Here is a 24,979-nt window from a genome sequence, read left to right on the forward strand (position 1 = left end):
GAAGGAGGGGAAGATATGCAGCAGCAGTTCGGCAAATTTCAGCTGGCGATTCTCATCATCGTATTTCTGATCGGCAGCACGCCGCTCTTCGAGCTGGGCATTCCGGCGAAGCAGGATGCCTGGATCGCGATGCTGGTCGCGGCCGCCGCCGGGCTGCTGCTGACGGTTGTATATCTCACCCTCCATAAGCGTGCCCCGAACGCTGGGCTCGGGGAGCTGTACAAATACCATTTTGGCCGCTATATCGGCGGTTTTATTGCGATTGTCCATGCGCTCTGGTTCGCCTACGAATCGATGCGGAATGTCCGTGATGTAGGAGAACTGACGACGATGGCGTTGTTATCCTTTACGCCCAAATGGATCATCATGTTTCTTATTCTGGCGGTGGCCGCCTATACGGCAAGCAAAGGGGTTGAGGTGCTTGCCCGCATTATTCAACTGCTTTTCCCCATCGTCATACTTAGCTACTTCATCGTCATTCTGCTTGTTTTTTTCAGCGGACTGGTCAAAGTCAACCAACTGCTGCCGATCATGGAGAATGGTCCGATGCCGATTCTAAAGGCGGCGTTCCCGAATTTGCTTTCGTTTCCCTTTGCGCAGATGGTTGTCTTTCTAGTGCTGTTCGGCCATGTGAGCGAGAAGAAATCAATCAGCAAAGTAACGTACTGGTCTCAAATTGGCGTCTCTATCTTTCTTGTATTTATGAATGCACTCATCCTATGTGTGCTGGGGCCGGAGCTGGCAGAGCTGACCGCACTGCCCTTGCTTCATGTGCTGCAGCTCGTCAGGCTGGCCAATTTCCTGGAACGGCTGGATGTGGTGGTGACGCTCCTGCTGTTCATCGGACTATTTGTGAAAATCGCAACGCTTTACATTGCTTCTGTTCTGACGGCCAGCATGGCAACGGGATGGTCCTACCGCGCGCTTGTATTCCCCATTGGCATTCTCATCTATGCGGCCTCATTCCTGGAGCCGAACAACACGTATCATATCTGGATTGGGCTGGATGTGACGCTGAAGATTGCGCCGCTGTTCCAGATCGCGCTGCCGCTTGTCATGCTGGTGGTGGGCATCAGGAAGAAGTATCGCAGCGCGGCGCTTGACGGGGCACAGGGCACATAGGCAAAAAAAGTCTGGCATTCTGATCGGAGTTTGCTATAATGAATACGTAATTGACGTAACCGAATATGCTCTGGGGAGCTGGATTGGCCGGCTGAGAGGGAATGATCGTATTCCGACCCATATACCTGATCCGGATAATGCCGGCGTAGGAATTGAAGCTATGCTTCTTTCACGAGATTTTCGCTATACTGCCCTGTGGTTTTTTAGCGAAGAAATGTGGGGGAGAAGTGAAGAAATTAGCCGACAACACGACGTCTTCCGTTTCTGGAAGGCGTCTTTCTTTTATTTACGCGCAGGGACCGGACAAGGCCAACGTCAATGGACAAAAAGAGAGCAAGAGGAGAGGGGAAACACCATGTACAGCAGCAAAAAGAAACGTTGGAGCCTTGCGCTCGCCATCCTCGCGATGACGGTGGCGCTTGCCGCATGCGGAGGCGGCAACGGGGGAACGAAGAACAGAAATGCTGAAGAAGGCGGAAGCGAAGGAGACAAGCAGCTTCAGAAGGTGCAGGTTGTACTGGACTGGTCGCCGAATACGAATCATACAGGCTTGTACGTAGCCAGAGATAAAGGCTTCTTCAAGGAGCAGGGACTTGATGTCGAGATCATTCAGCCAGGTCAGGACGGCGCGGACAAAATGGTCGCTTCCGGCAATGTGCAATTCGGCGTGAGCTATCAGGAGTCCATTACGATGGCCCGTATTGCGGGCGTGCCGCTGGTATCCTTGGCCGCGGTTATTCAACATAATACATCAGGCTTTGCATCTCCGAAGGAGAAGGGCATCGATTCGCCGAAGAAGTTCGAAGGCATGCGCTACGGCGGCTGGGGCGCTCCGGTCGAGGAAGCGGTCATCGACTCCATCATGCGCGAAGAGGGTGCGGACGTGAGCAAAGTCGATATTATGAGCATTGGCGACAGCGACTTCTTCACGGCCGTCAAACGCGACATTGACTTTGCATGGATCTATTATGCCTGGACGGGCGTAGAGTCGGAGCTGCGTGGCGAGGAGATCAACATGGTTTATTTGACCGACTATAGCGACAAGCTGGATTACTACACACCGGTACTCGTGACGAGCGAAGAGCTGGTATCGAAGCAGCCGGAGCTGGTCAAGGCGTTCACAGCTGGCGCGGCGGCGGGTTATCAATATGCGATCGACCATCCTGAGGATGCAGCGGATATTCTCATTACGGCGGAACCGGATCTTAATCCTGAGCTGGTTAAGGCGAGCCAGAAGTGGCTGAGTCCGCGCTATCAGGATGACGCTCCGCGCTGGGGCGAGCAGAAGCTGAGCGTGTGGAAGAACTATGCTGACTGGATGTTCGAGCACGGCTTGCTGGAGTCGGAGCTGGAAGCGGAGAAGGCGTTCACGAACGAATTTTTGCCGGAGTAAGAGGGGATTGTAGGCCGATCGGTCAGGAAAGCTTGATCGCACTGTCGACGAAGCGGCAGCGGTTTGAAAGAGACATGTTGCTAGAGGAAGATTATTGACTACCAGGGGAAGAGGGATCGTATGGCTAACGCACTTGTAAGCATTCAAATTTTGCCGACCACACCTGGAGGAGCCAGCGTGCTCCCTTATGTGGACCGTGCTATTGATATTATTAAGGAATCGGGTGTACCGTACCGCGTCGCACCGCTGGAGACGACGATGGAAGGGGAACTGAGCGACTTGCTTGCTATCGTACAGCGCATGAGCGAGGCGATGGCGGAGATGGGCTGCGCTTCGGTTATTTCTCAAGTGAAGATTTATTATAATCCGGAGAACGGCGCCTCGATGGGCCGCCTGCTGGAGAAATACCCAGATGGACAATAAGCGAAATCTGTGGTCGCGTGTATGGCCGCCGGCACTTGTGCTGGGGATCTTACTCGCCTGCTGGCAGGCTGCGGTTTCCTTTGCACTTGTGAAGGATTGGATGATTCCGTCTCCGGTCAATGTGGTCAAAGCGGCGTTCGCAAGCAACGTCTGGCCGAGACTGATGGAGCATACGGGCGCGACGCTCGGCCTTACGGCCATCGGATTCGCAGGGGGAACGGCGGCGGGCTTCGTGCTCGCCGCTTTGCTGCATCTGTTGCCGGGGGTGCGCCGAGGCATCTACCCGCTCCTTATTCTGTCCCAAAATGTGCCAATCATCATCTTGGGACCGATCATGACGATGCTATTCGGTTATGGCCTGTTGCCCAAGGCGCTGCTGGTTATGCTCGTCTGTTTCTTCCCGGTCTGCATTGCTATGCTGGGCGGGCTTACGGGTACAGATGAAAGCTTGCGAAATTATATGCGTATGATCGGCAGCGGCAAGTGGACGCTATTCTGGCGGCTGGAGCTTCCGAGTGCGCTGCAAAGCCTATTCTCGGGGCTGAAGATCGCCGCATCCTATAGTGTGCTGAGCGCGACCTTTGCGGAGATGCTCTCGCCCAAGATGGGACTGGGCGGATATATGGTGCTGTCGACGCGGGGCTACATGCCGGAGCGGGCGTTTGCTTCCGCTATTCTGATCATTATGATCAGCTTGACCTTGTTCGGGCTGATTGCGCTTCTGGAGCGTGCGGTCATTCGCTGGCGGCCGGGAAAGGGGGAGACAGGGCGTCATGTTGGAAGTTAAAAAGGTGAGCAAAAGCTTTGCAGATGCGCGCGGAGTGAAGGAAGTGCTTCGGGAGTTGTCTCTTCAAGTGGCCGAGGGCGAGTTCGTCTCCATCGTAGGTCCGTCCGGCAGCGGCAAGACAACGTTGTTCGGCGTGATCGGAGGCTTGCAGCAGCCAACAGCAGGAGAAGTACACATTGGCGGGCAAGACACGACAGGCGAGACGGGGCATGTCGCCTACATGCCGCAGCAGGCTTCGCTTCTGCCTTGGCGGACGGTTGCCGGCAATATCGAGCTGTCGCTGACCATTGCAGGCGTAGAGAAGAGGAAGGCGAGGTCGGAAGCGCTGGTCTGGCTGGAACGAGTCGGTCTTGCAGAATATGCGGGGGCCTACCCGCATGTGCTGTCCGGGGGCATGCAGCAGCGAGTGTCGTTCCTGAGAGCGCTGCTGTCGCCGCAGCGTCTCATGTTGCTTGATGAGCCATTCGGCGCGCTGGATGCCTTGACGCGAGAACATATGCAGAAGTGGCTTCTGTCCATCTGGGAACAGAATCGCCGCTCGGTGCTTCTAGTTACGCATAGCATTGAGGAAGCCCTGTATTTGTCCGACCGAATAATTGTACTGTCGGCTTCTCCTGCTGTAATCTTGGATGAAATGATCGTCCCGTTCGAACGCCCTCGCAAGGAAGAGCTGCGTGAGGATGCTCGATTTATGGAGCTGAGAAATCGCATCTACCGCCATCTGGCTGAAGGAGCTAAGGAGGCGGGCGGGGATGGAAACTAGGCTGAGTGAGGAGAACGGGCGGGAGGGCACGGTTATCGACGCGCATATTCATCTGGATCTCTATGAGCAGCATGAGCTGCAACCGATGCTGGAGGAAGCCTTCCGCAGCGGCGTAGAAGCGGTCGTGGCCGTCTCCATGCATCTGGCATCTTGCAAGGTGAATGAGGGGCTGGCGAACCGATATCCGGGGCGCGTGCATCCGGCGTATGGCTTCCATCCGGAGCAGGAGCTGCCGGGAGATGAAGAGCGGGAGCGGCTGCTGGAGTGGATACGTGCTCGGCATATTCGCGGTGAAGCATTCGCGATTGGAGAGGTAGGCTTGCCCTATTATATGCGCACCGAGAGAGAGGCAGCGGGCCAGAGCTTCGATGAGACGCCATATCTGGTCTGGCTGGAGTCGTTCGTGAAGCTGGCTGCCGAGCTGGACAGACCCATTGTACTGCATACTGTCTACGAGGATGCCGACAAGGCTTGCGATCTGTTGCAGCGCTACGGTGTGCGAAGGGCACATTTCCACTGGTTCAAGGGGAGTGCGGAGACGATCACCCGTATGATCGAATCCGGTTATTACGTTTCGATTACGCCTGATGTAGCTTACGAGCCGGAGATCATCGAGCTGGTGGAGCGTTATCCGATCGATCTGCTGATGGCTGAGACGGATGGACCGTGGCCGTTCGAAGGGCCATACAACGGACGCAGAACAACACCGGATATGGCGAAATATGCCGCAGCGGATATTGCCCGCATCAAGGGAATGGCGGTAGAAGAGGCAGCGCATATACTGCTGCGTAATACCAAAAATTTTTACGGGATACTATAAATGAAACAGAACGGCCCTTTGTCCATGGCGGACAAAGGGCCGTTTCCTTATGCCAAGCTGTCGCATACAACGTAAGTAGAGATGCGTGCGCAGAAGCTGCGGCGAGGGGAGTGACACGTATGGCAAAACTGACGAGAGATCAATTTTTTGCGGCCATCGCGCCGGCTGTAATGTTCGTTCATCAAGAAGGTTCATTCATGTTCCCGTCGTTGAGACTGGCTCAGAGCTTGCTTGAATCCGGAGGGGAAATTCATGCTTGGAACAATCTGGGCGGCATTAAAGTAGGCAGCGGCCGAACGAACGCTTATTGGCAGGGAGAAGCTGTTGTGAAGGGCACATGGGAGTATATAGACGGGCGTTCCGTTGTATCGAAGGCGGCATTCCGTGCCTACAAAAGTATCTATCATTTCTATAAAGACCTTGATCTGCTGCTGAACACAGCGCGTTATGATCGAGTGAGGCAGGCAGGAACGCCGGAGCGGCAAGCTCAGATGCTGTATGCATGCGGGTACGCGACAGATCCTGCTTATCCGTCGAAGCTGACGGCTATCATTCGCCAGTATGGCTTACTTCGTTATGACGAAATAGCTAAGCCAGTCCTATTGCCGAAGGGATTCGAAGCGGCCTCTGTCGTGCCTGTCATCTATCAGGGGCAAGTGCTGGGCGGCGGGTATTTGCAAGGAGGGACGACCTGGATACCGGCAAGGCGGGTTGGCGAGGCGCTGGGGGCGAAGATTGGCTGGACTGGCAGTCAGGTGACCGTCAACGGATTGCCGCAGGAGTCGATACTGTCTTCGGCAACGGGTTATGTGAGAGTAAGGGATCTGGCGGGTGTTTTGGGGTTTGGGGTCACTTGGGACGACCGGGCGAGGGCGGTTTTGTTAGAATAGCCCTGCCGCGCATCCCGAAGGAGAATAAACTGGATTATCAAGCTCATGAGGGGAGCAGTTGGAATGTATGCGTATGTGGTAGATCATATCCCGAAGTCGACGCCGCATAACAGGCGGCCCGGTTACGCATTGAACGCTACGTCCATCACGATACACAATACGGCCAACCCAACCAGCACGGCACGAAACGAACGAAATTGGCTGACGAATCCGTCCAATACAGTAACGGCTTCTTTCCATATCGTGATTGACGAGAAAGAGGCTATCGAATGTCTCCCGCTGCAAGAGGTGGCATGGCATGCAGGCGACGGCGGCAGTTCGAGCAGCGGCAACCGGACCTCGATTGGCATCGAAATTACGGAGAGCGGGAATTATGCTCAGACGCTGGATCATGCAGCGACACTGGTAGCCTCCATGCTTAGGGAGAGGGGCTGGGGAACGAACCGTCTGCGAAGGCATTACGATTGGAGCGGCAAAAACTGTCCCCGTCTCATGAATGATGAAGGCGATTGGGGCGGCTGGAGAACATTCGTCGCAAGCGTTGACGCCAAGCTGAAGGACGATGGCGGGGAGGTAGAAGAGCCGATGCTTAAACCGGAAGATGCCAATGCTATTATCTTGTTTCTGAGCGCAGCCTATATGTCCACAGGAGTGCCAGAAGCCCGTAAGGAATTCAATCGGTTGGCGAATGAGCTGCGCAGAGTTAGCGGGCAAGACCCGAAGCCGTAGGAAGTAGGTTGAGCGACTGTAAGGGAGTTATTCTAAAAATAATTCAATAACTTTGGACGCTATAAAAGAGAACAATGGGTACGACTTTTACAGATTGATTTTTTTAACGGACCGACGGATATCATTGCCCGCAAGCCGAGCGCTTGCGGGATTTTTTTGCTCAAAGGTAGTCATTGCAGCGGAAGAGAGAGGCAGAACGTCACAGAATAAAAGGATTATAAGAGAATATAGCGAATACAGTAAATAACATGTAAGTGCTGTTATTGTGAATGAAATCGACAAAAATGGATGGGAGGGCTGCGGATGGAGAAAGTCAATTGTCCATGGTGCGGTGAGCAGGTCATCTTGGACGATACGATTTGTCCTCTATGCAAACACGAGGTGCTGCCGGAACATTTGAGCGGAAAGGAAAGCTCGGAGTCTGAAGAGGAAGTCGTAGAAGACCAACTGGAGGGAGAAAGTGTAGAGTTGCAATTACAGAACAACTACACATGCGCTCATTGCGGTCATAGGGAGTGCCGTATTCAAGAAGTGGCGATGACGGGCACGGGAATCAGCAAGCTGCTGGATATCCAGCATAATCATTATTTCTTCGTTTCTTGCCTGCAATGCGGCAAGGTGGAGGTGTATGATCCCAATGTGCTGGAAGCGCGTAAGAGAGGGCTATTTGGTTCTGGACTGGATTTGTTTTTATAGAGGGCAAGTAAGTGTCAAAGGATAAGGAATGGAATGAGTATTTCATTAAGAGATGGCATACGCTGTCTGGAACGAAAAAACAGGCTACTCACTTCATGTGATTAGCCTGTTACTCATTTGCCCTATATAATGGCTTGCTTCTAACCGGATCAACGGTTATTGGGACTTTCTTTGTGCATGCTCGTCCGCATTTGGGTAGAGGGCTCTGAATGCACGAAGGAGCAGGTGACTTATTAAAGCCCATAAGGCGATTGAGCCTACAACGGCGAAAAGAATAGCAAATCCTCCATATTTCTCGGTGAGATGAGTAATCGATAATAATAGGACTGTTATCATAATCACTATCAATGAGAGGCTATAAGTCCCTATACTAGCTTGATATAGCCTAAAAATAATTAGAAACACGTACTCCCAGAATGCAGGTGGCTCTTTGCCTTGAAACATATTTCTACAGTTTTTGCGGTCTTTCAACACTCCTATAACAGAAGCGATTAATGAATAAATCGAAAACACGACAAAATGAAAAAATAACGCTCCGAGGAAGGAACCGAACAGATCTGATGATGGCAAGTAACACCATAGCCATATCAGGATAAAAATCGCAAGCCACATCCGCCATCTCATTAGGAGTCACACCTTTTGTAAAATATGTACATTCGTCGTTGTTCTTGATTTCCTAATTATACTTTATCTATGAGATAAGAAAAGAAATATTTGTATAAAGATGTGCGTTTACTATATTAAGAGACGAGTAGAAGCTAAACGTGTATGACCGAATACGCTAAATATTGGAGTGAGGGTAACGTGGCGGTAATATATATGCTGTGCGGCAAAGTAGGGAGTGGAAAAAGCACCTACGCCAAAATGTAAGGGAACTCCATCGGGCTATGATATTATCCTGCGACGATTTAATGCTCTCTATTTTTGATGAACAATTGGGCGATAAACATCAACTCATTCATCAAAAAGCGGTTGCTTATTTATTTAATCAAGCAGTGGAGTTAGTATCCATAGACGTTAATGTAGTTCTGGATTTTGGTTTTTGGAGTAAAACAGAAAGAAGAGAGGCGCAAAAATATTTTTCGGATCGAGGAATTGTTGCTGAACTTCATTATATGAACGCACCAGATGTACAGATTAAGCAACAATTGCAGATGCGAAAACTAGAAATAAAACGTGGTGACTCGAAGGCATATTATATCGAGGATGAGATGCAAAACTATTTGGATTCTAAATTTGAAGAGCCAACGGATGATGAAGGTTCCGCATGGGTTAACTTTGTCAGAGTGTTCTAGCTAACTACAGGAATGAACTTGATAGATATGTACAGATGTGAGGTGCAGATTATGTACGATTATATAAGTATACATTCCATAGATTATAAGAATAAAGTAAAAAGCAAAGATTTGGAGCAATATTTAACTTGTGATTTAGGACTTATAAAAGAAAGTCATCTCAAATTTTATAAAATCATTAATCAAGTGTTTGTTAGAGTAAATGGTATTCTAGCCCGCAAAGATGGGAGCTATGCCTATGACTCACTTGATGGTATTGAGGAAATAAATCTAATTGAGATTGATGTGCCTTCAGAAATTGATCATATACTTGAACAAGAATTGGCTGACATGGCAAATGCGATTGCTAAAAATTGTTCATGGATCATTGATGATGACCATGGATTGGAGTAATGAGAGTAGTAAAGCAAGGTAATAGAAAATGTAGGTGCTGTAAAATAATTTTCCTGAATCGGGGTTTGTGGATTTTGAATATTCTCAAGAGGCGGGTTGAAGATGAATCCTTTTCTACAAAAATAATCTAGACCATGTTAATAACCCAGCCGCGTTGTATCCAGACGACTGGGTTAGTTTTATTTTAAATAGTAAAACTAAAAATAAATTCGCTGATCCTGCTTATCCTTTAATATTTCTACTGCTTCGCGGAAGCGGAGGGAATGCACGATTTCCCGCTCCCGAAGATACTTCAAGCTGTCTTGCAGGTCCACATCATCGGTCATATCGATGAGCCATTGATAGGTTGCCCTCGCTTTTTCCTCGGCAGCAATATCCTCATACAAATCCGCGATGGGATCGCCTTTCGCAGCAATATAAGAAGCTGTCCACGGTACACCTGCTGCATTTGTGTAGAACAATGCGCTGTCATGCGCCGCGTAATGATCCCCAAGCCCTGCTGCTTTCATCTGCGCCGGCGTCGCATCTTTGGTCAGCTTGTAGACCATCGTGGCGATCATCTCCAAGTGCGCAAATTCCTCCGTCCCAATATCCGTTAACAGCCCAACAACTTTATCCGGAATGGTATATCGCTGATTCAGATAACGCAGTGCAGCAGCCAATTCCCCATCGGCTCCGCCATATTGTTCCATTAGAAACTTGGCCATCAACGGATCACACTTGCTTACCCTTACGGGATACTGAAGCTTCTTCTCATAGGCCCACATCGGCGCGCATTCCCCGCTTTCCTCGTCATTTTGCTCAGCTTTGCATGCTGTCTGACTGATTGCTAGATTACACTTGCCATGGCCAAGGTGCTTCTTTCCACTGCCAAGGCGCTCGGGATAGGCTATGTCCGAAGTTCATAAGCGGGCCATATTGCGATTCGAACTGCTCGGCAATGCGCTTGCGAAGCTCAGCGAATTGATTGTACTGCGCAATTGCAGCTTCGTCACCCGGGTGAGTATCGAGGTATAAATTCAATTCCACTAGCACAAAATCAACGGCCTGCAAGTCGTGAAGCTGCTTGTAGTATGCTTCGTCCAGCACGTGAGACATTAATCACCACCTGCTTCCTTGCGTGATGGGTCCGGATAGGGACCATATAGGGCAGGCCAGAGCGTTCCATATTTTAAAGCTTCGTAGGGGGAGAATTGCGGCAGATTAGGAGGTTGAAATGAAATGAACAGCTGCGGCGGCACGTTATAGCTTTTTTCCTGAATGGGCGGGCAAGGGTCGAACGGCCCGAGAAAAGGCCGGTACGTTCGGAATTGATCGCTTGCACTCATGGGGGAGGCACTCCTTTCCATATCATTCCTTGCCCAACTATATGTGTGACGGGTTGGACGATATGCGGGACAGGAAATATAGAGGGCGCGCCCTATTTCATAGAAACTCATCTTTGTCTTGACCTTCTCCTTACGGAAACGTTTATCCTCTATTCATGACTAGAAGCAGGAGGGATTAAGGATGAAAACATTAATTGAAAATGTCGTTATTGTTACGATGAAAGAAGAGGATCGTCCGTATAGAGGGGATATTTTAATTGAAGGCGATGTGATCAAGGCACTGAGTCCTCATCTTACCGATGAGGCGGATGAGAGGATAGACGGCGATGGTATGGTTGCGATGCCGGGACTGGTTAATGCGCATCAGCATACGCCAATGAGCCTGCTGAAGGGTTTTTCGGATGATCTCAAGCTGATGGACTGGCTTAATGAAAAAATGCTGCCCGCTGAAGCCAATATGACCCCGGAAGATATTTATTGGGGAGCCAAGCTGTCGATGGCGGAGATGATTAGATCGGGCACGACTTCCTTTGCCGATATGTATATCCATATGAATGAAATTGCAACGGCAGTGGCAGAAACGGGGATGCGGGCCTCTTTGACGAGAGGACTTGTATTTCTAGAGAATGATGGCGGCAGGCGAATGGAGGAAGCGCTGGATTTAGTAGAACGTTGGAACGGACGCGCAGATGGACGCATTACAACGATGTTGGGTCCGCATGCCCCGTATACTTGTCCGCCTGATCCGCTTAGACGAGTGATCAAGCTGGCGGAGGAGATGAATTTGCCTGTTCATATCCATCTAGCGGAGACAAAGGAAGAAGTCATGGTTATTCGGGAGAAGTATAACGAGACGCCTGCGGAATATCTCTATCATGCCGGACTTTTTGAAAGGCTGCATGTTCTCTTGGCGCATAGCGTGCATCTGAATCGGCGGGATATCGGATATTTGAAGGGAATGCGGGGCGGCGTATCGCATAATCCGGTTAGTAATTTGAAGCTGGGCTGCGGCATTGCGCCAGTTGTTGATATGATCAATCAAGGGATCATTGTCGGTCTGGGTACGGACGGATCGGGAAGCGCAACGACGATTGACATGTTCGAAGAAATAAAGGCAGCGACGTGGCTGCAAAAGCTGGATTACGGCGATCCGTCCGTTCTCCCCGCACGGCAAGTTCTGCGGATGGCAACGATTGAAGGCGCAAAACTATTGAATATTGATCATCAAGCAGGCACACTCGAGGTCGGGAAGAAGGCGGATCTTATTCTGATTGATATGAAAAAACCGCATTTACAGCCGATCCATCAAGTAGAATCCCTACTTGTCTATGGCGTGAACGGAGCGGATGTTGATACTACGATAGTCAATGGCAAGGTGCTGATGAGAAATAGAAAGCTTCTTACAATTAATGAAGAGGAACTCTTCAAACAAGTGTCTGTTCGAGCGCAAAGGATTGTAGAGAACATATAGGATTCTTAAGTACGTCAGTTGGCGAGTTGACAAACCCTTTATTTTACAAAAATGATAGAGTTCATTATGATAGAGAGGAACTTACTTCCAGTTTCCGGCATCGTGTTCACTGATTTTAATCGCGAAAGGATGAACCACGTGGCTGTATCTATGACGGACTCTATTCATCTACTATTTCCTCCCGGTATGCAAGAACCTGTCGAGCGGCTTTCGGACCAGGAATTGAACGAGCTTGAATGTATGCCTATCATCTATGCGATAGCCGGAGAGCGCAAGCATGATAGAAGAGTGAAGAGCATCGTACAACAATTCAGTCATGATCCGAACGTTATTGCTTACAGGCTCGATATATTAGAAGATTTTATAGATCATCCAGAACTGCTGCATCATGTGGAAAAAGGCAATGTGATCATCGATGAAATGCGGTTTGCCACCAGCAAAAGTCACTCTCATGATCATGAATTGCTTCAGACGGTTTCTCGTCTAAGAGAATTATCCATCTATGTGGATTTCATCACGCAAATGGAGAAAGCTTTTGCAGGCCGAGAGTTGCTTAAGTCCGCTGGCTTACGCCAATTGCGAGATAGAATAGTGCAGGTTTCTGAGAGTGCAGATTTCAAAAATCTGGCGACACAGTTGCCCAAGCTGCAGAAGGGGTTGGACTCTCTCTCAAGCGTAACCATTGGCATTAATTTGGACGCTCAATTGAATCCTGTGCAAGCTACGTTACTATCTATTAATGATGAACGCTACACAGGAGCATCGTTATTTGGGAAGCTGTTTGCCGGAGGCAACGAGTATCAGGGGATTTCAGAGCTGCATAAGGACCCGGATGTTGTGGAGTCGATTGTTCATAACACGGAGAAAATGCACATTAGTATCGCTTCAGAAGAAGAGGCCACGCTGAGAAGAGTGTTATTCCGAGATTTAAGGAAGCTGCTGAAAAATATGCTGAAGCCCGTACATCCTATCATTGAACAATATTTGCACCTGCGCTGTCAGTGGATACTCTCCTTGGAAGCGGAGTTCGCTTTTTATATCGGCGCCGTTGCATTTATTGAGCGTATGCGCAGTCTTGGGCTGCCAATGTGCAGGCCCACCCTTCTTCCCATGGAACAGCAGGAATGTCGGATGTACGACAACTACAATGTCAATCTTGCATTGCGGATGTCCGGGCAATCTCAATCTGCCGACTACAAGCTGAACGATCGTATCGTGTCCAACGATGTATGCTTTGATGATGAGGGACGGATCTTTATATTGACTGGCCCTAATTCAGGCGGTAAAACGACGTATGCGCAAGCTATCGGATTAACACAGATCCTATTGCAATGCGGCTTGTATGTGCCATGCAGTCGAGCGGAGATCAGTCCCGTGGATGCGCTCCACGTTTATTTCAACGTTGAAGAGCAGGCAGCCTTGGAAACGGGGCGTCTGGGTGTCGAATCCAAGCGGATAAGCGAGATATTTCATGCTGCAACGCCGAATAGCATGGTATTGCTCAATGAATCCTTTTCTTCTACCAGTCCGGGGGAAAGTTATTATCTGATGAAAGATATCGTTAGCGCACTGAGGCTGTTAGGCTTGAGGGCGGTAGTCGCTACGCATCTTCACGATCTGGCGGACCGTGTCGATTCCATTAATTCCGAGGTCGAAGGGAGCAGCAAGCTGATCAGCATGGTTGCCGGTATAAGAGAGGGGACGGAGCACGACAGCATCTTGTCGAATCGTTCCTACAAAGTCCAGCCTGGACGCCCGCAGGGAAGAAGCTTTGCCATGGATATTGCCAGACAATACGGCATCAGCTTCGATCAGCTCTCAAAGACCATTCGTGAACGCAATACCGATTTATTGGCGGAATATGACAAATAAAGTCGAATACAGGCAGGAATAGTGAACGTGCGGGTGGAATGATTATAGCAGACATTATTCCCCAATGAGGAGACGAACAAATATGAGCCAAACGGAATATTCTGCATCAGGACATCCTATACATAGGCACAAGGAACGAGATGACTCTTTTCAACCTGCATCTGGCGACGAGGAAACGATTGAGAAGGTAACCGCCCATGTCGAGAAGCATATTGGCGAAGTTGATTTTGTCTTTCATGAAATTGTATCCGATGGGATTCATATCGATATCCTGCGCGTACCGCCAGCACAGGGAAGAAATTATTATACATTAGTCACATGCGGCATGAGTTCATTATCCATGACGGTACCGGAAGGAGCAGAGCGATTCCGCTTTGCGGAACTGATGCTTTGTCTGCCTGCTGAGTGGCCTCTTACGGAAGAAGCTATGCAGGATGAGAAGAACTATTGGCCCATTCGCTGGTTGAAGACGTTGGCTAGATTGCCGCATGATTATAACAGCTGGTTATATGCAGGCCATACGATCCCGAATGGCGATCCTGCAGAGCCTTATGCAGCGAACACTAAGTTGACCGGCATGCTGCTTTCCCTACCCACAATTGCAGAAGATCCGAATGGCTTTTTTACGCTCCAGATGTCAGAGGAGAAGGAAGTACATTTCTTCTCTCTGCTGCCTGTTTACAATGAAGAAATGAATTTCAAGCTTAAACAAGGCGCAGAGGAATTGTTCCAGAAGCTGGGCCAAGCAGGAATTAACGAGGTTCTAAACATTCAGCGCAAAAATGTATGCAAAAAATCATGGTTTAGTTTTCGATAAATCATACATACAAAACCCGCTAATCTCTATTAGATCAGCGGGTTTTATCATTAGTTCTTGAAGTTAGCTCTCATCTTCTCATAGTTTTCTTGCATCTCTTCGTTGTTATTTTCATTGAAGAAGGCAAAGGTAACTTTGGCATCCATAACAAGTACGATAATTTCTCGATCGCCTTCCGCCTTGATTAGCGTAAGAGTGCCTTTAGCTCCGTTATCGCCTGTGAAATCTACTGTTTCGGCAACGAACGGGTTTTTGAATTTTTCTTCTTCTTTTCGAATGGAAGCTGCGCCAAGCAAAAAGAGGGATGCTACTTCCGGATTGACGCTCTTTTCCACATACTTTTGCTTCTCAGCTACATCGTCGCCATTTATGTAAATGTTGACGTGATCGAGGGCCAGGTTCTGTGCTTCTTCCCATTTCTTATTGGGCTTCTTGGTTGGCTTCGGCGTTGCAGAAGCTTCAGGTTGTCCGTTAGCTGAGCTGGACGGGTTCGTTGTGCCGGTGTTTTGACTGCATCCCGCTACTAATAAGGATAATGCGAGCGCTGCCGCAGCCAGTGCTTTTTTGTTCATTGTAAAATAACCTCCTGCAAATATCTTGCTGACTATAAGGCATTATGTATGGCCTTTATCGCCAAACCCAAGCAGTTTCGGCTGACGGAGAAGTCCGCTATCAGTAAATTCCAGTGCGGAAATGCGGCAAGGAAATGGCACACTGAGCCAGGCCACATCTGATTTTTTCATGCCTGGTGTTAGCTTGGGGAACGGACATTCTCCAGGATAGTCCTGCATAAACTTCTCCAATATGCGCTTCGACGCATAATCTAGACCCGATACATGCCCGACGTATTGACCTTCATATCGTAGCACAAGACTGGATAGTTGTCCCTCCCTTAATTTGATGCCGACCACTTCGGCCTGAAGGAGCAACTCCTTTCGTTTTTTGTACCAGGACTGGTGATGTTTGCCCTCCGTATAAGGACTGTCGAGCCTTTTGGAGACTAGTCCTTCCCACCCGCGTTCATGCAGCCATTCCCATAGAGCATCCCCGTCATAAAATAAATCTGATACCATGACATGCGGCGTTTTGTCCGGAAATCTGGACGTCAATCGTTGGAATCGCTCCAGGAAAGGGAGCGAACGCAAATCCTCGCTCCCATCATGCAGCAGATCGAACAGCACAAATAATAGCTCGTCCCGTCCGCTGCCGCTGCGAATGCCGAGCCGTCCCCGCTGGAAATTTGGCCGGACTCCATCAAAGTACACGATCTCTCCGTCCAACAGACATGCGCCAACGTGCATGGTTTTAAGATGGGCGACAATTTCTGGGAACGTCTTGTTCCGTCGCTCCATACGCTTCGAGAACAGCTCAACGCCGCCTGCTCCGTCCAGTCTGGCAAGGGTGCGGACACCATCCCATTTGATTTGATAGCACCACTCCGGTCCCTTTGGAATATCAGGCGACAGGATCGGGGACATGGGAACCGACGGCAGGCGCATTCTAGTGCTTGGCTCCGTCATGAAGCTGTGCCTTTGGTCGTTTTCTTCGGTTTTTTCTCTTTTGTGGCAGCGGGCTTGCGTTTCGTCCCGGTTTTTCCGGAATCGGTCGGGATTTGTGCTGCAGCGTCAAGACTAGCCTGCAGGGCAGCCATCAAATCAATGACCTTTGTAGAGTCAGTGGCAGGTGCGGCTACAATATCGACCCCCTCGCCAGCCATTTTCGATTCGATCGCTTGAAGCAGCGAAGTCCGATAGTCGTCCGTATATTTTTCCGGATCAAACGCCGCCGACAGCTGGTCGATCAGCAGCTTGGCAATTTCGAGTTCCTTCTCGTTGATCGACACCCCCTCCGGCAAGTTCGGAACTTGCGTTATAGAGCGAATCTCGTCCGGGAAGTGCATCGTCTCCAGGCACAGACAATTATCAACGACACGGATGGCGGCGAGACGGCTTTTGCTGCGGATGGATATTTTGGCGATGCCGATTTTTCCTGTTTGCCGGATAGCTTCCAGCAGCAAACCGTACGCGCCAGATCCCGACATATCGGGGGAGAGGTAATAAGCTTTTTCGAAATAGATGGGATCGATATCGGTCAAATTGACGAAATCAAGGATTTGAATCGTCCTAGCGGACTCCGGCCGCAGCGCATCCAGCTCTTCTTCGCTGAACAGGACAAACTTGCCTCGCTCGTATTCGAAGCCTTTGGCGATTTCGTCATTATCAATTTCACGTTCGCAATGGGCGCAGACGCGCTTCTGGGAGATCGGGGTGCCGCATTCCTTGTGAATGCTGCGGAAGCGCACATCCTTATCCTCGGTAGCGGTGAACATTTTGATGGGAACATGAACAAGTCCGAAGCTGATGGCGCCTTTCCAAACCGTATGCATGAGCGGAATCCCTCCATAGATGTTTGTATGATATATCATTTTAAAATGGTGATCGCAGACGAGTTGCTTCCTGCCTAGTTATAATCAGCATTCCCAATCAGCGGGGCAATAATTTTTGATGGCGATGTATAATCATGGTGAATCCGGACAAGATAAAGTCATCGGCGTCGGAAGATGCCGTAGACAACCGCGGAGAAGACTTACGTTTCCCCATAAGTTCTTCGTCCGGTTTCTCCTCTCCCATGAAAGAGGCCCCCGAAAGGGGGCCTCGATTAATTTTGTAAAGATGCTTGTTTATCAGGGAATTTGTGATCTGGGAATTTTGTGGTCAGATAAAGTTGATGAACCTATTGTTGATCAATTTTTTGCAAAACGTTCCCTTATTGATCTCGATTATCTTCAAAACAGCGGCTGCTGCCTCAACTGCCCATCCCTTGTACTCCACTCCTCCATAAAGCTCCTTGTGCCCGACAACTGGCATCCTGATTCGCTGACGTCGGGGATTATATTTATTCCAACTATCACAACGTCTTGAGCTTTCTTCCCGAATGGTTTTATTCAACGCGTAATGGATACATTAAAGCTCTTCTTATCTGCACCGGTTACAGCGAAAAACTGTTCAACCGAAAATGAGTGTACTTTTCCTATAGGAACGGGATTACTCCTGGTGCCAGCATCTTTTTCTACGGATGATCTCCTCACGCTTTGACTCAAAGCGGTACGCGTATTCTTGCTTGTACTACTTAGTGGAGGTGAATACTACAACTAGGAGAGTTCCAAAAATAACGATGCCGCCAAAACAAATAGCGACTATCCCAATAATTTTTGCTGCAGAAGATTTCTTTTTTACTATGATTGGCGGATAGGTTGTGCTTAGCATCGAGTGCTCGCATCTAATACAATGGTTTGCTGATTGATCGTTATGAGTCCTGCACACAGGGCATATGTAGATATAATCGCTCATCGTGATACCCCTTTCAGAAGTAGGTGAACCCTATACAGTCTACTACATACTTCCATCGATGCCTATTGGTTTCATGCTAGCTAGCAAATGCGCATCAGAGCTTAAGGTCACGAAGTGATATATCTATTGGTTAACTATGCCTACTGCAATGCGGCGTTTGGCCAGTTGAAAATACCCAGAACGGTGAGTAACCGCTGTGTGAATTAATGAATGAAGAGGAAAGCAGAACAATGAGCCTATACAGGGGTAAACGGAAGGGTAACAGTGAATGAGAGAGGATTTTATACGTCTCCCGTTGACGCTGGGATGATTTATGGCGGCAGAGTCGCAGAAGAACCCTATTGCGCGTTAGGGAAGAGAAGTTCGTTTTGATAACGAAATCATGTTTTTGTTCTTATCATCACCATGATCCACATTTTCTTCTTTCTCTTGTTTCTCATCGTGAAACTCAACATTAGAATGGGCTGTAATGTAGTCAAATGGAGTGTAATTATTACTTGGTAGTCCTCTTTTAAGGAGTATTTTGATCATGATGATCGCTAATGAGAGAAAGAAAATGCCGCATATTCCAACCGATATGAATAGCAGAAAGTTCATTATAAACACCGCCTTTGTTCCATTCTATACTTAAATGTTAACGCGATCAATGCCCATGGATCCCCGTACTTCGCAACTCAACCGTTACCTGCTTGGCTGGATGGCATACTTCCGATTTGCGTCTGCAAAGGGCCACCGCGAGAAATTTGACCAGTAGATTCGCCGTAGGCTAAGCATGTGTCTGTGGAATCAGTGGAAACGAGTATGTATCCGAATCCGGGAACTCCGGACACTTCACTTCGTGTCTCGAAGTGGACCTGCCGTGTGATGGCTAATGCCAGATGAGGAGTGTGGGAAATGTCTCGAAACACAAACACGCCCTTCCGACTTCCTATTGGGAAGGGAAAGGGCTGAAGAGTTTGCTTACTCGTTATTTGGAGTCTTGTTAACCTTTTGGAACCGCCGTATGCGGACGCGCATGTACGGTGGTGTGAGAGGACGAGGGCTAGCCGCCGCCTCCTCCTGATCGACAATAATTTACATTACGAAGTTTTTTTGTCGTTTTAACAAAAATAATGCTTCACATTGGAAGAATATAGCTGTAATCTAGTTCTAAAGACATATTTAAGAACTGATTAGATATCAATGGGGGTCACGATGTTGAAAGAGTCGCTATTCCGTATTATGATTGCTGCCATTATCATTTTTTCCTTAGGTGCATGCAGCTCTGGAGGCACGGCAGAATTATCTGCGGATTTGAAAAACGAAAAAGAAAATGTATCCGTGCTCAAGACGGAGAACGGTAATTTGAAAAACGAGATCGAGCAATTAAAAAAGGAAATCGATGAACTTAAAAACGGACCGGACAAGTTGTTGGCGGCAGGAAAACTTCAATTCGAAAATGAAGATTTGAACGGATTGAATACTACCTTGTCTTCACTGCAAAGCAAACATCCCGATTCAGAGCATATCGCAACGTTAGCCGATTTAAGCGCACAGATGACAAAGGAAATTGAAGAAAAGAATAAACGCATCGCTGCTGAAGCCAAAGCAAAGGAAGAGGAAGAGAAGGCGCGCCTTGCGGCAGCAACGGGCAAGATGCGAAAGGAATACGATGAGATAACGGAGAGAACGTTCTATAACGATAAAACGTCTGCAAAATTTGTGAACTCCAACTCCTTCCATATTTATTTCGGCACTAAAGACGGATCTTCTCCATGGCTTCGTCTTGCGATTCGTTATACCGGCGATGATTGGGTATTCATGGACGGCTATACGATTAAAGCGGATGATGAGACATACACCGTCTCCCCGTCCTATGGTGAGATTCAACGGGATAACGGATACAGCGGCGTATGGGAATACTACGATGGGAACGTGGCAAAATATGAAATGGATATGATTAAAGCGATTATTTCTTCTAAAAAAACGATCATCAGGCATCAAGGTGATCAGTTTCACTATGATCGTACCGTTACAGCGGCAGAGAAGAAGGCGCTGCAAAATGTTCTGGACGCGTACAAGGCGATGGGCGGAGTCGAGCCAAGCTAAACACTACAATATAGTAGGAATCGTTTAACAAGAGCGCTATTCGAGGATGACCCTCCAATAGCGCTCTTTGCGCAGTTAAGGCCGAATTGTCACTCTTGTCCCGATAGGCACTAGCGATTGCAATTCCAGGACATCATGATTATACATGCGGATGCAGCCGTGCGAGACTTCTCCTCCGATGGAGGAAGGGTCGTTTGTGCCGTGTATGCCATAGGAAGGTTTGGAGAGGCCCATCCAGAAAGCGCCGAACGGACCGCCCGGATTCGGCTGTTTGTTCACAATTGTAAATTCTCCGTGAGGGGTCTGAGTTACCATCCTCCCTATGCCGACCGGATAAGCGCGTACAACAATATTGTTGTCCAGAAGATAAAGGCGACGGTCGGACAAGTCTATGATGATACGATAGTCTGGCATTTGCTTCCTCCTTTTTTTTATCATATGGTGCTGCGGGCTGGAATGGCTGGGTGTTGATAAAAAGAGAAGTTGAAGCTGATGGAGGATTCAATTAACCATCTTTATTCTCCGAGGGAATGTATGGTACGATAGGCGGGAATGATTGCGAAAGGGGCAAAAAGCAGTGAGAATCATCGCAGGCGCTGCAAAAGGGCGCGCGCTGAAGGCTGTGCCCGGCAAGAACACCAGACCGACAACGGACAAGGTGAAGGAAGCGATTTTCAGCATGATCGGTCCTTTCTTCGACGGAGGTATTGCGCTGGATTTGTTTGCCGGTACGGGCGGACTTGGCCTTGAGGCTTGGAGCCGGGGTGCGGAGAAAGTAATATTTGTCGATAGGGAAAAGATAAGTGTAGATATCATCCGTCAAAATGTACAGACAGCGGGGGCAGATCGCGATGCCGAGATTTATCGGAACGATGCCGATCGCGCCTTGAAAGCGTTGGCAAAGCGAGATATAAGGTTTTCGATCGTTTTTCTGGATCCGCCTTATAAGATGACGGCAATGGATGAAGTAATGGGTGAATTGGCGGCCAAAAGCATGCTTGAACCGGATGCAGTTATTGTTGTGGAGCATGACGCATCTGTCGCGTACCCGGAGGAAATGCGGGGCTTCCGCCAGACTAGAACGGCAAAATACGGCGATATTGCCGTTACGATATATCAATACATAGAAGAAACTACGGAAGAAGATACGAATAGGAGCGAGTCGGATGTCAACGAATGAGAAGCAAACAACAGGACAATTCCTCAAAAAGGAACGCATCGCGGTGTACCCGGGCAGTTTTGATCCGGTGACCTATGGCCATCTGGACATTATTCGGCGCTCGGCAAAACAATTTGACCGACTAATCGTGGCGGTTCTGAACAACACAAGTAAAAACCCGCTTTTTTCAGTCGAGGAGCGCAAGGAGCTGCTTCGCGAGGTGACAAAGGATTTGCCGAATGTGGAAATTGACAGCTTCCGTGATTTGTTGGTGCGTTTCATGCGCAGCAGAGAGGCGGATGTCATTATTCGCGGTATTCGTTCAGTAACTGATTTCGAATATGAGCTTCAATTGGCCTCGACGAACCATCTGCTTGACGGCGATATCGACACAATGTTTATGATGACTAATCCGAAATATTCCTATTTGAGCTCCAGCATCGTCAAAGAAATTGCCCAGTTCAAGGGTGAAGTGAAGGAATTGGTGCCGCCTGTCGTAGAGGGGCGTCTCAAGGAGAAATACGGCTCCAACTCCTAATGATTTACGCATAAAGGGGAGCGACCAATGCGACTCCGGACTCTTATCGGTGTATGCGGGCGGGTCTGGATTTGCGGGGAATACATGCATACAGAATAAGCATAATGGCCAATAAAATGGTCATAGAGACGATAGAGTATAACCATAGGAAGGGCATGTCATGAGCGCTCATGGCAGTCATGGGCATGCTGACATTTAACGAGGATCTATAATATTCACCGAACATCATCACTGGGAAACCGCCCTCCGGCGCGAGCCTTTCCGCCAGCCAGCTAAGAGGGCGCCAGAGTAACAAAGTTAGCACAAAAGCATGCAGCGCATGGTTCAGGCGATGGACGACGAAAGGCAGCAATTTCAAATCGGTGCCGGCTATGGCATAACCGGTCTGCAAGATGCCGGCGATGCCGCTCCAGGCCAGGATGGCTGCAATGACGGCGCAGCCGAACATGGCGCTTCCGCCTGGAGCATTCCAGATGGCGGCAGCATATGATCCGAGGTGGCTCTCGAAGAAGGCAGCGCCAACAAAGGCATATCCGAGTTTCTGCAACGGAGCGAAGAGCGGTTCAGAAAGCTTGGACAGAACAGCGGCGAAGATCATGAAACCGCCGATTACCATAAGCTTCTGAACGCTGCCGGAGACGGCATCGCCGAGTACTTGGCCGAAGCTTCGGCCATCTTGTTCCCTGCCGGCTTGGAGACCCTGCGCGAATGAAGATAGCGGGCGAGTAGGGGGAGTTTGTCCATCAGCCGCCGGAATAGGTTTTCGCTGTCGGAATATCGACGTTATTAGCAGCAGCCATAGGGCGGATACCCAGACGGCTGCTGCTATCATCATGCCCGCAATTGGTTTATGGAGGAAGCCTGCTCCAATCACAACAAGCATAAAGAGCGGGTTCGGCATATGAGCGAAGGACAGCAGCCGTTGCCCCTGCGACCGGTCAAGCTTCTCACGCTTGCGGAGCGACGCGACGGCTTCCGAGCCTGCCGGATAGCCGCCTGCCCATCCGAATACGAGGGCCAGGGCGGCTTCGCCAGGCAAGCCCAGCGTTCGTTGCATAAGGGGCTGGAGCATCGATCCGATGGCATGGGCCAGTCCGAATGCCAGCATGATTTCATATAAAACGAGAAACGGAAGCAATCCCGGAAATACGATATTCCACCACACGGTTAGACCTTGCAGCGAAGCCTGGAACGAAGCATCCGGCTGTATAATAATAGAGCCGACCAGCAGGATGGATAAGACGGCTAAAAGGATCGTTTTGGGCATGCTGATCAACTCCTCTTTGGACAAACTATTACGCTTATAATTACGTTGTAATAAGAGAAGATAGACCACGAATCGAAAAGCTGGCATGGATGGGAGGGAGCCTATGAGAAGAGGACTATCTGCCGTGCGGCGCATTTTATTAACTGCAGCGATTACCGCGCTTGTCATGTGGGGGCTTCTGTATGCGCCCACGCCCTATTTGGTATATGAGCCTGGCATTGCCGTGCCCGTGGAGCCTATGATTACACTGGAGTCTGGGGTTCCTGTGGATGGTGGACAGTTTTTGCTGACGGCAGTCAAGCTGATCGAGCCGAATTTTTTGGGTGTGCTAAAAGCTACGGTTGACAGGGACCGTAATGTGTATCAGAAAAGTGCTGTGTTCGGCCATTATACAAAAGAACAGTATGCGGAACGATTGACGGTTATTATGGAAGGCTCGCAGAATGATGCAGTTGAAGCTGCATATCGGTATTTGAAGGTTCCCTATGAAGTGAAGACGCAAGCAATCGTGATTACCGATATTATACGAGTTGCGGAGCAACCTGTCGGGAAGCTTCGGGCAGGCGATAAGCTGTTGCGGCTTCAGGGGGGAGAGTCATTCCGGAGCGTCGAGGATGCTGCGGATCAGGTAATTGAAGCGATGGAGAATAAGGGGAGCGGAGCATCCGATTCAGTCTTCATTGAGATCGAGCGTGGTGGCAAGCAAATGATTGTGGAGTTGGAGCCTTCAGCGACCTATACAGGCGGTGCGGCTGACTCAGATGAGAAGCGTTTGGCGCTGCTGCTGAGTGCCAAGAGCTTTGTGGAGCTGCGCACGGTTGAAGCGACACATAAGGAGCAGCGGCTGACGATATCTGCCGGCGAGATCGGCGGCCCATCCGCTGGGCTTGTTTTTACGCTTGGCGCAATCGACTTGCTGACAGAGGGCGACCTGACTCAGGGTGCCCGAATTGCGGCAACCGGGACGATCAGCCCGGAAGGCAAGGTGGGCGCGATAGGCGGCATCAAGCAGAAGGTGGTATCGACCTCGGAGGAAGGCGCCAAGCTCTTCCTTGTGCCCAAGTCGAACGAAAGAGACGCGCTGAGCAAGGCGAAATCTATTAAGACAGATATGAAAATAGTCGGTGTGGATACGCTTCAAGAGGCGCTGGACGCCATAGCTGCATTTGCGTCGAATCGGTAATATGTGAGTTTTGCAGGTCATCGATATTTGGGGATACGGTGAACCGATTTGTAAATTGTGGATTCATGAGCTCACTAGCTTAGTTTAGCGGCAGTACGATGTTTTGGTGGCGAATGGTGAGTGTCTTTATGTTCAAATTCAAATAGGCCGGTGATGAGGAGTCCATACGAGCGAAAAAGGTCGATGTGAGCGCCTTAAAAGTGTCTGAGGAGTCCATACGAGCGAAATAGGTCGGTGAGAGCGTCCTAAAAGAGTCTGAGGAGTCCATACGAACGAAATAGATCGGTGAGAGCGTCCTAAAAGTGTCCGAGGAATCCAAACGAGCGAAAAAGGTCGATGTGAGCGCCTTAAAAGTGTCTGAGGAGTCCATACGAGCGAAAAAGGTCGGTGAGAGCGTCCTAAAAGTGTCCGAGGAATCCAAACGAGCGAAAAAGGTCGATGTGAGCGCCTTAAAAGTGTCTGAGGAGCCCATACGAGCGAAATAGATCGGTGAGAGCGTCCTAAAAGTGTCCGAGGAATCCAAACGAGCGAAAAAGGTCGATGTGAGCGTCTTAAAAGTGTCAGAGGAGCCCATACGAGCGAAATAGATCGGTGA

Annotated in this window: 29 protein-coding genes and 1 riboswitch; of the genes, 19 read left to right on the plus strand and 10 right to left on the minus strand. The window is 49.3% G+C overall.

Annotation, left to right across the window (positions count from 1 at the left end; all coding sequences use genetic code 11):
- Positions 1-15: 15 nt before the first annotated feature.
- From DX130_RS05205 to DX130_RS05260, 11 genes are all read left to right on the plus strand, one after another.
- On the plus strand, positions 16-1,122 hold the full coding sequence (locus DX130_RS05205) for a GerAB/ArcD/ProY family transporter (RefSeq protein ID WP_116043383.1): 1,107 nt from the start codon (positions 16-18) through the stop codon (positions 1,120-1,122).
- Positions 1,123-1,183: 61 nt separating this feature from the next.
- Positions 1,184-1,291, plus strand: a riboswitch (TPP riboswitch).
- Between the two features lie 186 nt (positions 1,292-1,477).
- Positions 1,478-2,515: an ABC transporter substrate-binding protein gene (locus DX130_RS05210; protein ID WP_116043385.1), complete on the plus strand. Its 1,038-nt coding sequence runs from the start codon at positions 1,478-1,480 to the stop codon at positions 2,513-2,515.
- Positions 2,516-2,635: 120 nt separating this feature from the next.
- On the plus strand, positions 2,636-2,938 hold the full coding sequence (locus DX130_RS05215) for a thiamine-binding protein (protein WP_116043386.1): 303 nt from the start codon (positions 2,636-2,638) through the stop codon (positions 2,936-2,938).
- Entirely contained in the window at positions 2,928-3,725 is a 798-nt protein-coding gene (locus DX130_RS05220) for an ABC transporter permease (RefSeq protein ID WP_116043388.1), read from the plus strand. The genes DX130_RS05215 and DX130_RS05220 overlap by 11 nt, the downstream gene beginning before the upstream one ends.
- The gene (locus DX130_RS05225; protein WP_116043389.1) at positions 3,712-4,488 is read left to right on the plus strand and encodes an ABC transporter ATP-binding protein; all 777 of its coding nucleotides are present in this window, start codon (positions 3,712-3,714) and stop codon (positions 4,486-4,488) included. Before DX130_RS05220 ends, DX130_RS05225 begins: the two co-directional genes overlap by 14 nt.
- Positions 4,478-5,308: a TatD family hydrolase gene (locus tag DX130_RS05230; protein WP_116043391.1), complete on the plus strand. Its 831-nt coding sequence runs from the start codon at positions 4,478-4,480 to the stop codon at positions 5,306-5,308. Before DX130_RS05225 ends, DX130_RS05230 begins: the two co-directional genes overlap by 11 nt.
- A gap of 119 nt (positions 5,309-5,427) precedes the next feature.
- On the plus strand, positions 5,428-6,198 hold the full coding sequence (locus tag DX130_RS05235) for a glucosaminidase domain-containing protein (RefSeq protein ID WP_116043393.1): 771 nt from the start codon (positions 5,428-5,430) through the stop codon (positions 6,196-6,198).
- 63 nt (positions 6,199-6,261) lie between these two features.
- Complete coding sequence (locus DX130_RS05240) at positions 6,262-6,927, plus strand: peptidoglycan recognition protein family protein (protein WP_116043394.1); 666 nt, start codon at positions 6,262-6,264, stop codon at positions 6,925-6,927.
- A 303-nt stretch (positions 6,928-7,230) separates the two neighbouring features.
- Positions 7,231-7,623: a zinc ribbon domain-containing protein gene (locus DX130_RS27405; RefSeq protein WP_116043396.1), complete on the plus strand. Its 393-nt coding sequence runs from the start codon at positions 7,231-7,233 to the stop codon at positions 7,621-7,623.
- Positions 7,624-8,447: 824 nt separating this feature from the next.
- On the plus strand, positions 8,448-8,918 hold the full coding sequence (locus DX130_RS05255) for a P-loop nucleotide/nucleoside kinase family protein (protein ID WP_116043400.1): 471 nt from the start codon (positions 8,448-8,450) through the stop codon (positions 8,916-8,918).
- Positions 8,919-8,969: 51 nt separating this feature from the next.
- Positions 8,970-9,311 carry a hypothetical protein gene (locus tag DX130_RS05260; RefSeq protein WP_240644316.1) on the plus strand — a complete coding sequence of 114 codons (342 nt, stop codon included), beginning with the start codon at positions 8,970-8,972 and terminating at the stop codon, positions 9,309-9,311.
- A 197-nt stretch (positions 9,312-9,508) separates the two neighbouring features.
- Here DX130_RS05260 and DX130_RS05265 read toward each other — a convergent pair whose 3' ends face one another.
- The 3 genes from DX130_RS05265 to DX130_RS05275 all read right to left on the minus strand — a co-directional run bounded on the left by DX130_RS05265 (position 9,509) and on the right by DX130_RS05275 (position 10,639).
- On the minus strand, positions 9,509-10,078 hold the full coding sequence (locus tag DX130_RS05265; protein ID WP_116043403.1) for a manganese catalase family protein: 570 nt from the start codon (positions 10,076-10,078) through the stop codon (positions 9,509-9,511).
- Between the two features lie 67 nt (positions 10,079-10,145).
- Entirely contained in the window at positions 10,146-10,409 is a 264-nt protein-coding gene (locus DX130_RS05270) for a spore coat protein CotJB (protein WP_116043405.1), read from the minus strand.
- Complete coding sequence (locus tag DX130_RS05275; RefSeq protein ID WP_116043406.1) at positions 10,409-10,639, minus strand: spore coat associated protein CotJA; 231 nt, start codon at positions 10,637-10,639, stop codon at positions 10,409-10,411. The genes DX130_RS05270 and DX130_RS05275 overlap by 1 nt, the downstream gene beginning before the upstream one ends.
- A 181-nt stretch (positions 10,640-10,820) precedes the next feature.
- On the opposite strand from DX130_RS05275, the gene DX130_RS05280 reads away from it, so the two are divergent.
- From DX130_RS05280 to DX130_RS05290, 3 genes are all read left to right on the plus strand, one after another.
- On the plus strand, positions 10,821-12,110 hold the full coding sequence (locus DX130_RS05280) for an amidohydrolase (protein WP_116043408.1): 1,290 nt from the start codon (positions 10,821-10,823) through the stop codon (positions 12,108-12,110).
- A 138-nt stretch (positions 12,111-12,248) separates the two neighbouring features.
- Positions 12,249-13,982, plus strand: a complete 1,734-nt coding sequence (locus DX130_RS05285) for a MutS-related protein (RefSeq protein ID WP_165861169.1) — start codon at positions 12,249-12,251, stop codon at positions 13,980-13,982.
- Positions 13,983-14,064: 82 nt separating this feature from the next.
- Entirely contained in the window at positions 14,065-14,799 is a 735-nt protein-coding gene (locus DX130_RS05290) for a suppressor of fused domain protein (RefSeq protein ID WP_116043411.1), read from the plus strand.
- Positions 14,800-14,849: 50 nt separating this feature from the next.
- On the opposite strand, the gene DX130_RS05295 is transcribed toward DX130_RS05290, so the two are convergent.
- The 5 genes from DX130_RS05295 to DX130_RS05310 form a co-directional block, all read right to left on the minus strand.
- A complete protein-coding gene (locus DX130_RS05295) occupies positions 14,850-15,371 on the minus strand; it encodes a hypothetical protein (RefSeq protein ID WP_116043412.1) in 522 nt (173 codons plus the stop codon).
- A gap of 42 nt (positions 15,372-15,413) precedes the next feature.
- Positions 15,414-16,319, minus strand: a complete 906-nt coding sequence (locus DX130_RS05300; protein ID WP_116043414.1) for an ATP-dependent DNA ligase — start codon at positions 16,317-16,319, stop codon at positions 15,414-15,416.
- Positions 16,316-17,185, minus strand: coding sequence for a non-homologous end joining protein Ku (gene ku / locus DX130_RS05305; protein WP_116043416.1), 870 nt, complete (start codon positions 17,183-17,185; stop codon positions 16,316-16,318). The genes DX130_RS05300 and ku overlap by 4 nt, the downstream gene beginning before the upstream one ends.
- A gap of 97 nt (positions 17,186-17,282) precedes the next feature.
- Entirely contained in the window at positions 17,283-17,429 is a 147-nt protein-coding gene (locus tag DX130_RS26360; protein ID WP_165861170.1) for a hypothetical protein, read from the minus strand.
- A 1,068-nt stretch (positions 17,430-18,497) separates the two neighbouring features.
- On the minus strand, positions 18,498-18,746 hold the full coding sequence (locus DX130_RS05310; protein WP_116043417.1) for a DUF3951 domain-containing protein: 249 nt from the start codon (positions 18,744-18,746) through the stop codon (positions 18,498-18,500).
- A 55-nt stretch (positions 18,747-18,801) separates the two neighbouring features.
- On the opposite strand from DX130_RS05310, the gene DX130_RS26835 reads away from it, so the two are divergent.
- Together DX130_RS26835 and DX130_RS05320 are read left to right on the plus strand one after the other, a co-directional pair.
- Positions 18,802-18,903: a group II intron maturase-specific domain-containing protein gene (locus tag DX130_RS26835; protein ID WP_240644317.1), complete on the plus strand. Its 102-nt coding sequence runs from the start codon at positions 18,802-18,804 to the stop codon at positions 18,901-18,903.
- A 440-nt stretch (positions 18,904-19,343) separates the two neighbouring features.
- Complete coding sequence (locus tag DX130_RS05320) at positions 19,344-20,237, plus strand: hypothetical protein (RefSeq protein WP_116043419.1); 894 nt, start codon at positions 19,344-19,346, stop codon at positions 20,235-20,237.
- A gap of 75 nt (positions 20,238-20,312) precedes the next feature.
- Here DX130_RS05320 and DX130_RS05325 read toward each other — a convergent pair whose 3' ends face one another.
- Positions 20,313-20,651: a L,D-transpeptidase gene (locus DX130_RS05325; RefSeq protein WP_116043421.1), complete on the minus strand. Its 339-nt coding sequence runs from the start codon at positions 20,649-20,651 to the stop codon at positions 20,313-20,315.
- 163 nt (positions 20,652-20,814) lie between these two features.
- On the opposite strand from DX130_RS05325, the gene rsmD reads away from it, so the two are divergent.
- Positions 20,815-21,417: a 16S rRNA (guanine(966)-N(2))-methyltransferase RsmD gene (rsmD, locus tag DX130_RS05330; RefSeq protein ID WP_116043422.1), complete on the plus strand. Its 603-nt coding sequence runs from the start codon at positions 20,815-20,817 to the stop codon at positions 21,415-21,417.
- Complete coding sequence (gene coaD, locus DX130_RS05335) at positions 21,404-21,934, plus strand: pantetheine-phosphate adenylyltransferase (RefSeq protein WP_116043424.1); 531 nt, start codon at positions 21,404-21,406, stop codon at positions 21,932-21,934. Before rsmD ends, coaD begins: the two co-directional genes overlap by 14 nt.
- A 43-nt stretch (positions 21,935-21,977) precedes the next feature.
- Here the strand turns inward: coaD and DX130_RS05340 are convergent, their stop codons facing one another.
- Complete coding sequence (locus DX130_RS05340; protein ID WP_165861171.1) at positions 21,978-23,201, minus strand: nucleoside recognition domain-containing protein; 1,224 nt, start codon at positions 23,199-23,201, stop codon at positions 21,978-21,980.
- A gap of 103 nt (positions 23,202-23,304) precedes the next feature.
- Between DX130_RS05340 and DX130_RS05345 the strand changes: the two genes are divergently transcribed.
- The gene (locus DX130_RS05345) at positions 23,305-24,384 is read left to right on the plus strand and encodes a S16 family serine protease (RefSeq protein ID WP_165861172.1); all 1,080 of its coding nucleotides are present in this window, start codon (positions 23,305-23,307) and stop codon (positions 24,382-24,384) included.
- Positions 24,385-24,979: the final 595 nt, after the last annotated feature.

It is taken from the genome of Paenibacillus paeoniae, assembly GCF_003388735.1.
GTDB lineage: Bacteria > Bacillota > Bacilli > Paenibacillales > Paenibacillaceae > Pristimantibacillus > Pristimantibacillus paeoniae.

Coding starts and splice junctions, on each gene's coding strand:
- DX130_RS05205 (WP_116043383.1), top strand. CDS start 16: ATGCAGCAGCAGTTCGGCAAATTTCAGCTGGCGATTCTCATCATCGTA.
- DX130_RS05210 (WP_116043385.1), top strand. CDS start 1,478: ATGTACAGCAGCAAAAAGAAACGTTGGAGCCTTGCGCTCGCCATCCTC.
- DX130_RS05215 (WP_116043386.1), top strand. CDS start 2,636: ATGGCTAACGCACTTGTAAGCATTCAAATTTTGCCGACCACACCTGGA.
- DX130_RS05220 (WP_116043388.1), top strand. CDS start 2,928: ATGGACAATAAGCGAAATCTGTGGTCGCGTGTATGGCCGCCGGCACTT.
- DX130_RS05225 (WP_116043389.1), top strand. CDS start 3,712: ATGTTGGAAGTTAAAAAGGTGAGCAAAAGCTTTGCAGATGCGCGCGGA.
- DX130_RS05230 (WP_116043391.1), top strand. CDS start 4,478: ATGGAAACTAGGCTGAGTGAGGAGAACGGGCGGGAGGGCACGGTTATC.
- DX130_RS05235 (WP_116043393.1), top strand. CDS start 5,428: ATGGCAAAACTGACGAGAGATCAATTTTTTGCGGCCATCGCGCCGGCT.
- DX130_RS05240 (WP_116043394.1), top strand. CDS start 6,262: ATGTATGCGTATGTGGTAGATCATATCCCGAAGTCGACGCCGCATAAC.
- DX130_RS27405 (WP_116043396.1), top strand. CDS start 7,231: ATGGAGAAAGTCAATTGTCCATGGTGCGGTGAGCAGGTCATCTTGGAC.
- DX130_RS05260 (WP_240644316.1), top strand. CDS start 8,970: ATGTACGATTATATAAGTATACATTCCATAGATTATAAGAATAAAGTA.
- DX130_RS05265 (WP_116043403.1), bottom strand. CDS start 10,078: ATGTGGGCCTATGAGAAGAAGCTTCAGTATCCCGTAAGGGTAAGCAAG.
- DX130_RS05270 (WP_116043405.1), bottom strand. CDS start 10,409: ATGTCTCACGTGCTGGACGAAGCATACTACAAGCAGCTTCACGACTTG.
- DX130_RS05275 (WP_116043406.1), bottom strand. CDS start 10,639: ATGAGTGCAAGCGATCAATTCCGAACGTACCGGCCTTTTCTCGGGCCG.
- DX130_RS05280 (WP_116043408.1), top strand. CDS start 10,821: ATGAAAACATTAATTGAAAATGTCGTTATTGTTACGATGAAAGAAGAG.
- DX130_RS05290 (WP_116043411.1), top strand. CDS start 14,065: ATGAGCCAAACGGAATATTCTGCATCAGGACATCCTATACATAGGCAC.
- DX130_RS05295 (WP_116043412.1), bottom strand. CDS start 15,371: ATGAACAAAAAAGCACTGGCTGCGGCAGCGCTCGCATTATCCTTATTA.
- DX130_RS05300 (WP_116043414.1), bottom strand. CDS start 16,319: ATGACGGAGCCAAGCACTAGAATGCGCCTGCCGTCGGTTCCCATGTCC.
- ku (WP_116043416.1), bottom strand. CDS start 17,185: ATGCATACGGTTTGGAAAGGCGCCATCAGCTTCGGACTTGTTCATGTT.
- DX130_RS26360 (WP_165861170.1), bottom strand. CDS start 17,429: ATGGGAGAGGAGAAACCGGACGAAGAACTTATGGGGAAACGTAAGTCT.
- DX130_RS05310 (WP_116043417.1), bottom strand. CDS start 18,746: ATGAACTTTCTGCTATTCATATCGGTTGGAATATGCGGCATTTTCTTT.
- DX130_RS26835 (WP_240644317.1), top strand. CDS start 18,802: ATGGATCCCCGTACTTCGCAACTCAACCGTTACCTGCTTGGCTGGATG.
- DX130_RS05320 (WP_116043419.1), top strand. CDS start 19,344: ATGTTGAAAGAGTCGCTATTCCGTATTATGATTGCTGCCATTATCATT.
- DX130_RS05325 (WP_116043421.1), bottom strand. CDS start 20,651: ATGCCAGACTATCGTATCATCATAGACTTGTCCGACCGTCGCCTTTAT.
- coaD (WP_116043424.1), top strand. CDS start 21,404: ATGTCAACGAATGAGAAGCAAACAACAGGACAATTCCTCAAAAAGGAA.
- DX130_RS05340 (WP_165861171.1), bottom strand. CDS start 23,201: ATGCCCAAAACGATCCTTTTAGCCGTCTTATCCATCCTGCTGGTCGGC.
- DX130_RS05345 (WP_165861172.1), top strand. CDS start 23,305: ATGAGAAGAGGACTATCTGCCGTGCGGCGCATTTTATTAACTGCAGCG.